General features: G+C 63.8%; 12 protein-coding genes and 1 tRNA gene. 12 read left to right on the top strand and 1 reads right to left on the bottom strand.

Going from position 1 to position 13,611, the window contains the following annotated elements:
- Window positions 1-101: 101 nt before the first annotated feature.
- From pxpA to IOC82_RS13685, 12 genes are all read left to right on the top strand, one after another.
- A complete protein-coding gene (gene pxpA / locus IOC82_RS13740) occupies window positions 102-830 on the top strand; it encodes a 5-oxoprolinase subunit PxpA (protein WP_290546769.1) in 729 nt (242 codons plus the stop codon).
- A gap of 24 nt (window positions 831-854) precedes the next feature.
- On the top strand, window positions 855-1,085 hold the full coding sequence (locus IOC82_RS13735) for an acetyl-CoA carboxylase (RefSeq protein WP_290546768.1): 231 nt from the start codon (window positions 855-857) through the stop codon (window positions 1,083-1,085).
- A 2-nt stretch (window positions 1,086-1,087) separates the two neighbouring features.
- Window positions 1,088-2,455, top strand: a complete 1,368-nt coding sequence (locus IOC82_RS13730) for an acetyl-CoA carboxylase biotin carboxylase subunit (RefSeq protein WP_290546767.1) — start codon at window positions 1,088-1,090, stop codon at window positions 2,453-2,455.
- A gap of 16 nt (window positions 2,456-2,471) precedes the next feature.
- Window positions 2,472-3,347 carry an allophanate hydrolase subunit 1 gene (locus IOC82_RS13725; protein WP_290546766.1) on the top strand — a complete coding sequence of 292 codons (876 nt, stop codon included), beginning with the start codon at window positions 2,472-2,474 and terminating at the stop codon, window positions 3,345-3,347.
- The gene (locus IOC82_RS13720; RefSeq protein ID WP_290546765.1) at window positions 3,337-4,305 is read left to right on the top strand and encodes a biotin-dependent carboxyltransferase family protein; all 969 of its coding nucleotides are present in this window, start codon (window positions 3,337-3,339) and stop codon (window positions 4,303-4,305) included. The genes IOC82_RS13725 and IOC82_RS13720 overlap by 11 nt, the downstream gene beginning before the upstream one ends.
- Window positions 4,306-4,369: 64 nt before the next feature.
- Entirely contained in the window at window positions 4,370-6,172 is a 1,803-nt protein-coding gene (locus IOC82_RS13715) for a hydantoinase B/oxoprolinase family protein (RefSeq protein ID WP_290546764.1), read from the top strand.
- A gap of 21 nt (window positions 6,173-6,193) precedes the next feature.
- Window positions 6,194-8,278: a hydantoinase/oxoprolinase family protein gene (locus IOC82_RS13710; protein WP_290546763.1), complete on the top strand. Its 2,085-nt coding sequence runs from the start codon at window positions 6,194-6,196 to the stop codon at window positions 8,276-8,278.
- Between the two features lie 9 nt (window positions 8,279-8,287).
- Window positions 8,288-9,031 (top strand): ABC transporter ATP-binding protein, encoded by a 744-nt coding sequence (locus IOC82_RS13705; RefSeq protein ID WP_290546762.1) that lies wholly within the window; start codon window positions 8,288-8,290, stop codon window positions 9,029-9,031.
- Complete coding sequence (locus tag IOC82_RS13700; protein ID WP_290546761.1) at window positions 9,028-9,750, top strand: ABC transporter ATP-binding protein; 723 nt, start codon at window positions 9,028-9,030, stop codon at window positions 9,748-9,750. Before IOC82_RS13705 ends, IOC82_RS13700 begins: the two co-directional genes overlap by 4 nt.
- A gap of 1 nt (window position 9,751) precedes the next feature.
- Window positions 9,752-10,666 carry a branched-chain amino acid ABC transporter permease gene (locus tag IOC82_RS13695; RefSeq protein ID WP_290546760.1) on the top strand — a complete coding sequence of 305 codons (915 nt, stop codon included), beginning with the start codon at window positions 9,752-9,754 and terminating at the stop codon, window positions 10,664-10,666.
- Window positions 10,667-10,669: 3 nt separating this feature from the next.
- On the top strand, window positions 10,670-11,740 hold the full coding sequence (locus IOC82_RS13690; RefSeq protein ID WP_290546759.1) for a branched-chain amino acid ABC transporter permease: 1,071 nt from the start codon (window positions 10,670-10,672) through the stop codon (window positions 11,738-11,740).
- A 19-nt stretch (window positions 11,741-11,759) separates the two neighbouring features.
- On the top strand, window positions 11,760-12,956 hold the full coding sequence (locus IOC82_RS13685; protein WP_290546758.1) for an ABC transporter substrate-binding protein: 1,197 nt from the start codon (window positions 11,760-11,762) through the stop codon (window positions 12,954-12,956).
- Window positions 12,957-13,378: 422 nt separating this feature from the next.
- Here the strand turns inward: IOC82_RS13685 and IOC82_RS13680 are convergent.
- Window positions 13,379-13,455, bottom strand: a tRNA-Arg gene (locus IOC82_RS13680).
- Window positions 13,456-13,611: the final 156 nt, after the last annotated feature.

The following is a 13,611-nucleotide window of genomic DNA, read 5'->3' as shown; positions in this document are numbered from 1 at the left end:
AGCGGGATACAGTTTTTCTGATTTTACAATATTTCCGTTGTCCCGCAAGCTCTTGGGAGAGATGGCGCTTAAGCGCAGGATGTACAGGGCGGGAGGTTCAGGTGACAGTCATCAACTGTGACATGGGCGAGGCGTTCGGCCTCTATAAAATGGGCGACGACGCGGGGCTGATGCCCCTGATCGACGTGGCCAATGTGGCCTGCGGCTTCCACGCCTCCGACTTCAACCATATGCGCACGACGGTGCAGCTCGCCAGGAAGCACGGCGTCAAGGTGGGGGCTCACCCCTCGCTCCCTGACCTCCAGGGCTTCGGCCGCCGCGAGATGAAGATGGGGCGTGACGAGCTCGCCAACTGCATCATCTACCAGGTGGGTGCGCTCAAAGGCTTCCTCGAGGCCGAGGGCATGACCTTGAACCACATCAAGCCGCATGGCTCGCTCTATGGCATGGCGGCGCGTATGGAGGAGGTGGCCCAGGCGGTGGCCGATGCGGCGGATGTCTTCAAGGCGCCGCTCATGGGGATGATCAACACCTTCCACGAGAAGGTCTACACCGCGCGCGGCCACAGGTTCATCGCCGAATTCTATGCCGATCTCGACTATCGCGACGATGGCTCGCTCATCATCACCCGCGAGCATGAGGCGAAGGACCCCGCCCATGCCGCCGCACTGTGCCTGCGCGCCATCCGCGAAGGCAAGGTCAAGGGTGTTGGCGGCGCCGACGTCGCGGTCAGGGCCGATGCGATCTGCGTTCACTCCGACACGCCCAATGCGGTGGCCATCGCCAAAGCCGTGCGCGAGGCCGTGAAACCCTATATCGACGCTGCCTGACATTTTCAGAAACGAGGACAGACAATGGCCCAGCTTCTCTCGCCCCTTCCCGGAACCTTCTACCGCAGGCCCTCGCCCGACAAGCCCGCCTACAAGAATGACGGCGACAAGGTCGCCAAGGGTGACGTCATCGGGCTGATCGAGGTGATGAAGTCCTTCACCGAGGTGAAGGCCGAGGCCGCGGGCAAGATCACGTTCATCGCCGAGAACGAAGAGCCGGTGATGGCCGGGCAGCCGCTGGCGGAGATCGGCTGAGCATGGCCATCAAGAAGCTCCTCATCGCCAATCGCGGCGAGATCGCGGTGCGCATCATCCGCGCGGCGCGGGAGCTTGGAATCAAGACCGTGCAGGTGCATTCCGCGGCAGACGCCGAGATGCTGGCGGTGAAAATGGCGGACGAGGCTGTGAACATCGGCCCGCCGCATGCCGCGAAATCCTATCTCAACATCGAGGCCATCCTGAAGGCGGCGAAGGAAACGGGAGCTGACGCGGTGCACCCCGGCTATGGCTTCCTGGCCGAGAATGCAGGTTTTGCCGATGCCGTCGAGGCCGCAGGGCTGATCTTCGTGGGGCCGAGAGGCGATTCGATCCGCGTGATGGGCGACAAGGTGGCGGCCCGCGTTGCAGCGGAGGCCGCAGGCGTTCCCGTGGTGCCGGGCTCCGACGGGCGGGTCGACGATCCGGAACATGCCAGGCACATCGCCATGGCCATCGGCTTTCCCATCATGATCAAGGCCGCGGCGGGCGGCGGGGGGCGCGGCATCCGCATCGCGCATGACATGGGCGAATTCGAGACGCTGATGCCGCAGGCTTCCGCCGAAGCCAAGGCCGCCTTCGGCGATGGCGGCCTCTATATCGAGAAGGTCATCGAGCGGGCGCGCCACATCGAGGTGCAGATCTTAGGCGACGGCCAGCGCGCGGTTCACTGCTTCGAGCGCGAATGTTCGCTGCAGCGCCGCCGCCAGAAGGTGTGGGAGGAAGCGCCCTCCGCCGTGCTGCCGCAGGCCGTGCGCGACAAGCTCTGCGCTTCTGCCGTGGCGCTGGCCGAGGCCGTCAACTACCGCGGCGCCGGCACGCTCGAATATCTCTATGACGACGAGACACATCACTTCTATTTCATCGAGATGAACACCCGCATCCAGGTGGAGCATCCGGTCACCGAGATGATCACCGGCATCGACCTGGTGCGCGAGATGATCCGCATCTGCGGCGGCGAGCCGCTGTCGATCCGGCAGGAGGACGTGCGGATCAACGGCCACGCCATCGAGGTGCGTATCAATGCCGAAGACCCGGCCAGAAATTTCCAGCCCGCCCCCGGAACGGTGACGGCGCTGCGTATTCCCGGCGGCCCCGGCACGCGCTTCGATACCATGCTCTACCAGGGCTACCAGGTTCCGCCCTTCTATGACTCGCTCCTGGGCAAGCTGATCGTCTGGGACGGGACGCGCAGCGGCGCCATTGCCCGCATGGCCCGCGCGCTGGACGAGCTTGGCGTCGAAGGCCTGCCGACCACCAAGCCGCTGCACCAATTGCTGGCGCGGGACGCAAGCATCGCGAAGGCGGATTTCCACACGCGCTGGCTCGAGCCGTGGCTCGAAGCCAACGCCCACAGACTGAACTCATGAGGAGGATGGCGCAGCAATGAAGACGCGGTATTCCTATGGAGGCGACGAGCACATCTTCGTCGAGTGCGACGAGGAGATGTCGCTCGAAGCCTTCTTCAAGTCGCTGTCCATGACGGCGGCGGTCAAGAAGGCTAGGATCAAGGGGGTGACCGAGATCTGCCCCGCAAACGCCTCGATGCAGGTGAAGTTCGATCCGGACGTCATCAAGCCTTCGGACATGCTCAAGGAGCTGAAGGCGATCGAAAAGGCGGCGGCCAAGGCCAAGCCCGTCATCAAGTCGCGCATCATCGAGATTCCAGTGCTCTATAATGACCCGTGGACGCACGAGACGCTGATGCGCTTCCGCGAGCGCCACCAGGACCCGAAATCGACCGACATCGAATACACCGCGCGCATCAACAACCTCGATGGCGTCGACGGTTTCATCAAGGCGCATTCGGGAGCGCCGTGGTTCGTTTCGATGGTGGGTTTCGTGGCGGGGCTTCCCTTCCTCTACCAGATGGTGGACCGCAAGCGGCAAATACAGTCGCCCAAATACCTCCGTCCACGGACGGATACGCCGAAGCTCACGGTCGGCCATGGCGGCTGCTTCGGCTGCATTTATTCGGTGCGGGGTGCGGGCGGCTACCAGATGTTCGGCATCACCCCGGTGCCGATCTATGACCCCAATCAGAAGATCAAGCACCTGAAGGAGTTCATGTGCCTGTTCCGGCCGGGCGACATCGTGAAGTGGAAACCCATCGGCCGCGAGGAATACGACGCGACGGTGGCCGCGGTGGAGAAAGGCAAGTTCAACCTGAAAATGAAGGACGTGACCTTCGATCTCGGCGAGTTCAAGAAGGACATGGATGGTTACAACGCCAAGCTGATGGGGGCGCTCAATGGCCGTTAAAGTCATCAAGCCGGGCCTTTCGACCACGGTGCAGGACCTGGGCCGGCCGGGCTACTACCACATCGGCATCCCGCTCTCAGGCGGCATGGACCGCCTGGCGCTCAAGGCCGCAAACCTCCTGGTTGGCAACAAGGAAGGGGCAGCGGTGCTGGAAGCCGTGTTCATGGGCCCCGAACTTCAGTTCACGGATGATGCGACCGTTGCCGTCACCGGCGCGGAGCTTCCGCCTAAGGTCAACGGCGAGGCGCGCGAGACCTGGACCTCCTTCAAGGTGAAGAAGGGCCAGACTCTGTCCTTCGACTTCCTCAAGAAGGGGGCCCGCGCCTATATCGCCATTTCGGGCGGCATCGACGTGCCCGTGGTTCTCGGCTCGCGGTCCACCTACACGCTGGGGGCGCTCGGCGGGTTCAAAGGCCGCAAGCTCGAAGCGGGCGACAAGCTGCCTGTCGGCAAGGGCCGGGGCGCCAAGGAAGGCCGCTCCATTCCCGAGAAGCTGCGCCGCGCGCCGGGCATGCCGGCGGAACTGCGCATGCTGCCCGGCCTCTACTGGCACCGCATCACAGCGGAAGCGGGCAAGCACTTCTTCACCGACACCTGGAAGGTGGCGCCGGAGGCGGACCGCATCGGCTATCGCTTCCGCGGCGGACGCCCGCTGGAATTCGTGCCGCGCGAGCAGCCCTTCGGCGCGGGCTCCGACCCCTCCAATATCGTCGATGCCTGCTATCCTTACGGCTCCATCCAGGTGCCGGGCGGCACGGAGCCGATCGTGCTTCACCGCGATGCGGTGTCGGGCGGCGGCTATTTCATGGTGGGCACCGTGATTTCCGCCGACATGGACCTGATCGGGCAGTTGCAGCCCCACACGCCGGCGCGTTTCGTGGAAGTGACCATGGCGCAGGCGCTGAAGGCGAGGCGCGACCAGGCAAAGCTCTACGACAAGCTCAAGGCATCGCTCTGATGCAATCAGCCGCCGGCAGGGGAGTGCGCCGTCCTGCACTGCCCGCAACAGCGAGGACCGCATAATGGCCAAAGCAGCCAAGAAGCCAGCCAAGAAACGGGCAAAGAAGGCCGCCCGCAAGGCGGTGAAGGTGGACCCCATCACCCTTTCGGTGGTGCGCGGCGTGCTGGAGACCACCCAGCGCGAGATGACGCTGGCGCTGGAGAAGACCGCGCGCTCCTCGGTGTTCAACCTGGCGCATGACTATTCGACGGCGCTGTTCAACGCCAAGCCGGAGATGATCCTGCAGGGACAGGATATCCCGATCCATCTGGGCTCGCTCATCCCCGCCATGAAGTCGGTCGCCAAGTTCTTCGAGGGCGACATCCATGAGGGCGACCTCATCCTCCACAACGACCCGGCCTTCGGCGGCAGCCATGCGATCGACACCTGCATGTACAAGCCGGTCTTCTACAAGGGCAAGCTCGTCTACTGGACGGTGTGCAAGGGCCATCTGACTGACATCGGCGGTCCGGTGCCGGCTGGCTACAACCCGAACGCCAAGGAAATCTATGCGGAGTGCCTGCGCATTCCGCCGGTGAAGATCTGGGACCGCGGCAAGCCGCGCCATGACGTGCTCAACATGATCCTCACCAACATGCGCGCCAGGCGTGACCAGGAGGGCGACTTCAACGCGCTCATCGGCGCCTGCCAGGTGGGCGAGCGCAACCTCATCGCCATGCTGGAGAAATACGGCGAAAAGACCGTCGATGCCTGCATCAACGAGCTCCTCGATATGGCGGACCGCCACATGCGCGGCCTCATCAAGAGCGTGCCGGACGGCGCCTATGAGGGCGTTGCCATCCTCGAGGATGCGGGCCATGGATTTGGCGATTTCGAGATCAAGGCGACGGTGACGATCAAGGCTGACCGCTGCCACATCGCCATCTCATCTCCGCCGCAGATTCCCTATTTCATTAACTCCTACGAGGGCAATTCGCATTCGGGCGTCTATCTGGGCCTGATGATGTTCGCCGCCCTGCCGCCGCCTTACAATGAAGGTCTCTACCGCTGCGTCTCGGTCGATTTCGGGCCCAAGGGCACGATCTGCAATGCGGCAGAGCCCGCCCCGCACATGAATTGCACCACAACGCCGATGGAGACGCTGACCGATGCGGTGCGGCTTGCCTTCGAGAAGGCGATGCCCTCCAAGGTGGCGGCGAGCTGGGGCCATGCCAATGGCCTCAACATCGCCGGCTGGGATTCGCGCACCAACGAGGAATTCGTCACCATGGTGCTCGCCACCATCATCTCGGGCGGCGGCGCCACGCCGCAGCAGGATGGCTGGCACGCGGTGGGCCCCGAATGCTGCTTCGGCGCGCTCACCTCAGGCGACGTCGAGCTGCTCGAATATTCTTACCCGATCATCATCCACAAGTACTCGCTGATGACGGACTCCGGCGGTGCGGGCAAGTTCCGCGGCGGATCCGGCACGGCATGGGAGGTCGAACCCCTCGACAAGGAAATGCTCTGCATCGGCTTCGGCGAAGGCCGCCGCATTCCGGCCATGGGGGCGGCTGGTGCGAAGTCCAAGGACATCGATTCGAAAGTGGGCCGCGTGATGCTGACGCGCGGCGGCAAGAGCGAGGTGAAGCGCACCAACATCATGGAGACGATCCAGCCCGGAGACACCGTCACCAACATGAACCCCGGCGGCGGCGGATACGGCAACCCCTATGAGCGGCCGATCGAAAAGGTGGTGTGGGATGTCAAGAACGGCCTCGTCTCGATCAAGGGCGCCACGGAAGATTATGGCGTGGTGATCACCGATCCTATAACCCTCGATGTCGACATGGCCGCCACCAAGCGGCTGCGGTCGGCGGCGTAAGCGAGAGAAGGAGGACGGGCCATGCGCACCACCTATCGTCTCGGCATCGATGCGGGCGGCACCTTCACGGACTTCGTCGTCGCCAACCGCAATACGGGCGACGTCAAGCTGTTCAAGGCGCTCTCGACGCCATCGGACCCCACCAAGGCCATCGAGAACGGCCTCAAGCTGATCGCCGATGACTTCGGCATCACGCCCGCCGGTCTCGTCTCGGACTGCGACCTGTGCATCAACGGCACCACGGTCGGCCTCAATGCGCTCATCACGCATCGCGGCGGCAAGACGGGCCTCATTTGCACCGCCGGCCATGAGGACTCGATCGAGATCCGCAACGGCCACAAGGAAGATGGCTTCCGTTACGATCCGGAATATCCCGCCGCCACCATGCTGGTGCCGCGCTACCTGCGAAAGGGCGTGCGCGAGCGCGTGCTGTCGGATGGCTCGGTGCGCGTCGCGATGGACGACGGCGACGTGCGCGCGGCCTGCGAGCTTTTCGCCAAGGAAGGTGTGGAGACCGTCGCCATTTCCTTCGTCTGGTCGGTGTTGAACCCGGAGCATGAGCGCCGTGCGGCCGAGATCGTGCGCAAGATGCTGCCCAATGCGATCCTCACCGTGGGCTCGGAACTCTATCCGCAGGTGCGTGAGTATACCCGCACATCGACGGCGGTGGTGAATGCCTATCTCGCCCCCGTCATGCGGAAATACGTGAAGGCGGTCGACGCCTATTTCCGCTCGCTGGGGGCGAAGCAGCCGGTGCGCTACTTCCAGTCCAATGGCGGTCTCGCCATCGGCCAGGCGATGACGGACCGCTCTGTCTATGCCATCAACTCCGGCCCCGCGTCCGCGCCGCAGGCGGGCCTCTATGTCTCAGCCCCGTTCAAGAAGAAGAACGTGATCACGGTGGACATGGGCGGCACCTCCTTCGACATCACGCTCACCAAGGACGGCCACACCAATCTCAACAAGAATATCGACTTTCTGCGCTACAGGATCGGCGTGCCGATGATCCAGGTGGAAACGCTGGGTGCGGGCGGCGGCTCGATCGGGTGGATCGATTCGCTGGGCTTGATCCAGGTGGGCCCGCAATCGGCGGGCTCGGAACCCGGCCCCGCCTGCTATGGCCAGGGCGGAACGGAACCGACGACGTCGGATGCCAATCTCGTGCTCGGCTACCTGAATCCTGATGGCCTGCTCGGTGGCAAGCTGCCGCTCGATCTCGAGAAGGCGAAGAAGGCGATCAAGACCAAGGTGGCGGACAAGCTCGGCATCCCGGTCGAGCGCGCGGCCTATGGCATGTATACCATCGTCAACAACAACATGGTGAACGGCATCCGCCGCGTCTCGGTGGAGCGCGGCTATGACCCGCGTGACTTTGTGCTGGTGGGGGCGGGCGGCGCCACCGCCGCGCATATCACGGCCCTCGCCCGCGAGATGGGGATCGACACCATTATCCTGCCGAAGCTCGCGTCGGGCCTCTGCGCCTTCGGCCAGATCATTTCGGACGTGAAGTACAACTACATGGCCACGGCCCCCTTGCGGCTCGACAATGCCGCTGCCTGCAAGCGCATCGACCGGCTGTTCGGCGAGATCGAGAAGCAGGGCGTGGCGCATCTGAAGACGGACGGCTTCAAGGCTGGCCAGATCGACGTGAAGCGCAGCCTCGACATGCGCTATGTGGGCCAGGTGCATGAGTGCACGGTCGATATCGGCGCCTTCCCGATCAACGAGAAGACCATCGAGAAGGTGAAGGATGCCTTCCACCGCCGCCACGAGGAGCTCTATACCTATTCCGAGCGCCACAATGCGGTGGAGGTGGTCAACATCGAGTCGACCCTCTATGGCCGCATCGGCAAGCCCAAGGCCCCGAAGCTGAAGAAGGGCGCCCCAGCCGCCAAGGCATTGAAGGGCTACCGGAGGGCGATCTTCGAGGCGTCAGGAAAATCGGCCAAGACTCCGGTCTATGATGGCGCCAGACTGGGCGCGGGCGCGAGCATCGCCGGTCCGGCCATCATCGAGGAGGTGACGACCACCATCGTCATCGAACCGGGCTGGACCGCGGCGCTTGATGCCAGCGGCTCATACGTCATTACGCAAAGTAAGAGATAACGGAGGGTCATGGCCCAGTCGCTTTCAGCATCGGACGTTTCGGTTTCCTTCGAGGGGCTGCGCGCCCTCTCGAATGTGACGCTGGACGTGCCGCGCGGGAAGGTGACGGGTCTGATCGGCCCCAATGGCGCGGGCAAGACCACGCTGGTCAATGTGCTGACCGGATTCCAGAAGCCCACCGGCGGAACGGTGAGCCTCGATGGCGAAAGCATCGTGGGCGTTCCGCCCTACAAGGTGCGGCAGAAGGGCATTGCCCGCACCTTCCAGTCGGGCAGGCTCTTCGCCGACTTATCCGTGCTCGACAATCTGGAGGTGACGGGGGTTGGCCTCGGCCTCTCCCGCCACGAGGCCGCGAAGAAGGCAGACCGGATGCTGGAATGGATCGGCATCCCGCACCTCGCGGAGCGCGCCGCGGGCGGGCTTCCCTATACGGATGAGCGCCGCGTCGCCATCGGCCGCGCGTTGATGCTGGAGCCAAAATACCTGCTGCTCGACGAGCCCGCCGCCGGCATGTCGGCGGAGGAGGCCAATGATCTCGCCCAGTTGATCCGCCGCATTATCGCGGAGGTGAGGTGCGGTCTGCTTCTGATCGAACACAACATCGGCCTGGTGTTGACGATCTGCGACCATATCCATGTTCTGGACTCCGGCGAAGTGATCGAGGTGGGGCCGCCCGCCCTTATCAAGGCGTCCGAGCGGGTGCGCCACGCCTATATGGGCACGCAGGCGGAAACGGAAGGAGCGGTGCTGTGAGTCTCCTCTCCGTGGAAAACATTTCAGTCCGCTATGGCCAGCTCACGGCGCTGCGCAAGGCGTCCATAAAGGTGGAAGAGGGCGAGACGCTGTTCGTCACTGGCCCAAATGGCGCAGGCAAGTCGACGCTGCTCAAGGCCATCGCCGGCGTTGTCAGCCCGCGCGAGGGCTTCATCCAGTTTGCAGGCCGGCCGATCGCCGGCAAGCCGCCTGAAGATATCGCGAGGCTTGGCTTCTCCATGGTTCCCGAAGGCCGCGAGGTGTTCGGCGGCCTCACCATCGAGGAGAATCTCCGGCTTGGCACCGGCATGCGCGCCGACAAGGACCAGACGGCGAAGGACCTCGAGCAGGTCTATGCCGTCTTTCCCATGCTGAAGGACCGCAAGGACCAGCAGGCGGGCGTTCTCTCGGGCGGCCAGCAGCAGATGCTGGTCATCGGCCGCGCCCTGATGGCGGGGCCCCGGCTCATTGCCATTGACGAGCCGTCGCTGGGCCTGGCGCCGAAGGTCATCGACGATGTCTATGCGACCCTGATCCGCCTGCGCGACAGCCGCGGCCTCACGCTGCTCATCGTCGAGCAGAGCGCCACGCGGGCGAGCCTCACCGGCGGCCGCATGGTGCTGATGCGCTCGGGCGAAGTGGCGCTCGAGGGTGATGCGCGCGAGCTCGTCAGGGGCGAGGCGCTGCGCCAGGCCTATTTCGGATATGGAGAGCATTGAGATGACGGCGTTGCTGCAGGTCCTCTTCGATGCGCTGAGCCTCGGCAGCCTTTATGCGCTGGGCGCCCTTGGCATCGCGCTGATCTTCGGCGTCATGCGGCTCGTCAACTTCGCCCATGGCGACTACATCGCCTTCTGCGTCTTCGCCATGCTGTGGCCGTCGATCGACGCGGCGGCCATCGTGTTTGCGGGGAACCTCCCCACGGTTATCCTCGTGCCCTTCATCCTGGCGGTGGGGGCTGGGCTGTCGGTCCTCTCCGAGATCGTGGTGTTCCGCCGCTTCCGCAATGCCAATCCGGCCACGATGATGATCGCCTCCTTCGCGCTGGGCTTCGTCATCAAGTATTTCCTGCTCATGCTCTATTCGAGCCGGCCCAAGTCCATCGACCTGTGGTCCAGCCTCACCCGGCAGATCGAGATCGCGGGCGCACGCATTCCGCCGCTGCAGGCCATCACCATCGGCGTCACCATCGTCATCCTTGTTACCCTCACCGTCTTCCTGAAACGCACCCGCTTCGGCCTCGAGATGCGCGCCGCCGCCGAGAACTTCACCATGGCGCGCATGCTGGGCGTGCGCGCCAACCGCGTCATCATGCTGGCCTTCGCGGTGTCGGGCATGCTGGCTGCCGCCGTGGGCCTCATCCTCGTCACCCAGACCGGCACGGTCGACATCAACATGGGCGCCAACTTGATGCTGGTGGCCTTCGTTGCCACCGTCATCGGCGGGCTCGGCAGCCTGCCGGGTGCGGTGCTTGCGGGCTATCTCATCGGCGCCGCCACGGTCATCATGCAGGTGGTGCTTCCACCGGACGCGCGGCCCTTCCGTGATGCCTTCGTCTACGGCGCGGTCATCGTCATGCTCATCTGGCGGCCGAACGGCTTGTTCGCCTCCAAGGCCGCGAAGCAGAGGGTCTAGCGCATGGCCGACCGCCCCTCCATCCTCGCCCGCACATGGACCACGCCGGTCATCCTCATCGTCATTCTCGGCGTGCTGCAGCTGGCGGCTCTTGCCGTGGGATCGGGCCCATTCAACCAGACGATCATCGAGATCTTCATCCGCGTGGTGCTGGTGGTCGGGCTTTTCGTGTTCATCGGCAATTCCGGCGTCATCAGCTTCGGCCACATCGGCTTCACCTGCCTCGGCGCCTATATGACGGCCTGGCTCACCATGCTGCCCGCCATCAAGAAGTCGAAGCTCAAGGGCCTTCCCGACATCATCCTCGACAACAAGCTGGCCTATGGCTGGGGGCTTCTCGCCGCGGTGATCTTCGCAGGCCTTGCCGCCTATGCCGCCGGCAAGGTGCTGATGCGGCTCTCTGGCATCGCCGCCTCGATCGCCACCTTCGCGGTGCTGGCCGTTATCATCCAGGTCTATTCCAACTGGGACAGTGTCACGGGGGCGCAAAGCTCCGTCGTCGGCATTCCCATCGTGCGCGTGGTCTGGCCCTATTTCCTGTGCGCCATCGCGGTGGTTCTGGTGGCCTATGCCCACCAGATTTCGCGGTCCGGCCTGGCGCTGCGCGCCGCGCGCGACGAGGCGACGGCGGCCTCCGCCTCGGGCGTTAACATTCCGCGCGAGCGGCTTATCGCATTCACGATTTCCGGCGGCATCATGGGCCTTGGCGGCGCGCTTTTCGCGCATTCCGTCGGTGTCGTGACGCCTGACACCTTCTATCTCGGTCTCACCTTCATCACCCTCTCTATGCTCGTCGTCGGCGGCATGAATTCGCTGTCTGGCGCGGTGCTGGGTGTCGTCATCCTGTCCATCATCATCCAGCTGCTGCGCTGGATGGAGAAGGGCGTGGACATCGGCGGCGCCAGCTTCGCCCTGCCATTGGGCGTGCAGGAAATCGCCATCGGTGTCGTTATGATCGTGATCCTGATGTACCGGCCCTCCGGCCTCACCAAGAACCGTGAGCTCGTGTGGCCGTCCAACAAGCTTTCCGGCTGGGGCAAGCCAAAGGCTCCGGCGGATGGGAAGACAGTGTAAACTCAAGAGGAGGACGTTAATGAAGAGCATTCTGCAAGCAGGACTGGGCGCGGCGCTGGGTGCGCTGATGCTCGCAGCGCCGATGGCCATGGCCGACGACGGCAAGATCGTCGTTGGCTTCGCCACCGCGCAATCGGGCTTCATGCAGGCCTATGACAAGCCGGCGGAAGATGCCGCGCGCATCCGCATCGACGAGATCAATAAGGCCGGCGGTCTGCTCGGCAAGCAGATCGAGATCGTCGCCGCCGACACCAAGACCGACCGCGCCGAGGGCGCCAAGGCCGGCCTCGAGGTGATCGACAAGGGCGCCGACCTCGTGGTCGTGTCCTGCGACTATGACTTCGGCGCACCGGCGGCGCTTGCCGCGGAAGCCGCCGGCAAGGTGTCCTTTTTCCTCTGCGCCGAGTCGATCAAGGCCGGCATCCAGGGTGTTGGCCCGCATTCCTTCTCGGCCTCGGTCTTGGCGGCCGTGCAGGGCGCCACCATGGCGGAATGGGCTTACACCAAGAAGAACGCCCGCACTTTCTACCGCCTGCTCGACACCTGGACCGAATACAACAAGGGCATCTGCGACGGCTTCGACTGGATGCTGCCGAAGTTGGCTGACGCCAAGCTCGTGGGCGAGGACACGTTCAAGAACGACGACGCCTCGATCGCGGCTCAGATCACCCGCATCAAGAGCCTGCCGCAGGAACCGGACGCCATCATGCTCTGCACCATGATGCCGGGCGGCGTGTCCGCCGTGAAGCAGCTGCGCGCCGCCGGCATCAAGTCGATGATCCTCAACGGCTCTGGCATGTCCGGCAGCTACTGGCTCTCGGCGGTGCCCGATCTCTCGAACTTCTACGTGCCCGACCAGGGCTCGGTCCATGGCGATGACCCGAACCCGAAGGTCAACGAGTTCAACGCCATGTACAAGGCGGCGACCGGCTCCGATCCGTCGAGCCAGTATGTCTATCCTGGCTATGTGATGATCGACGTCTGGGCCAAGGCCGTCGAGCGCGCGAAGTCGACGGATGCCGATGCGGTGGTCGCCGAACTCGAGAAGATGAAGGACGAGCCGACGCTGTTCGGCCCGCGCACCTTCACCGCCGAACTGCACCACCAAAACAAGGGCCGCTACCTGATCACCGCCGTCGACAACGGCAAGGCCCATGTGGTGGACGAGTGGACGATCTCGGAGCCGATCCCGGTCGATTATCTCGCCAGCAAGTAAGCTCACACAGTTAAGTTGGGCGGCCGCCCGCTGGGGCGGCCGTCTTACCTTCAGCACCTGCCTCCGCGGGCGCCAGGATGTGCATGGGTTCATGAGCCTTGATGGCACACGATCAAGAAAGGAGGATTGGGCCAGGTGCTGCAACGGGGAATGATCCCAAAGCGCAATCGGACAAAGCGCCCCGATCCAGCCGCATAACGCCGGTGGCGCATCCAGCCCGTCACTGGCGAAAAGGGCAAGAAAGTCCAGCCTTGGGTAATCCAGGGAATGGGGGCGGAGCACTCCGGAGCAGGACTCTAAATCTATCTGGAGGAAATCTTCAGGGTCAGGTCACTATTCATTGAGCGGTGGTGGCCGCATTTCCAGCCATACCGGATGGTGGCCAGATGCCTTCAGATTGCCTCTCAATTTCAATAATTCGCTGGCGCACCCGACAGGATTCGAACCTGTGACCTCTGCCTTCGGAGGGCAGCACTCTATCCAGCTGAGCTACGGGTGCAGCGCGAGACATCTCTATAACCGATAGGCATGGCATTCGGCAATGGCTGGCGCTAAGGGTGTCGGTAGCACACGATATGACCGGTTTAAGTAGCACACGATCTGTCCGGTAGGCTGGCCCTTTTTTGGGGGTCAGCATGAGCCGGACGGAAGCCCG

The organism is Aestuariivirga sp., assembly GCF_020252395.1.
In the GTDB taxonomy this organism is placed as follows: Bacteria; Pseudomonadota; Alphaproteobacteria; order Rhizobiales; family Aestuariivirgaceae; genus Aestuariivirga.
Note: the sequence above shows the minus strand (reverse complement) of the source record. Positions and strands in the feature narration are given on the sequence as shown.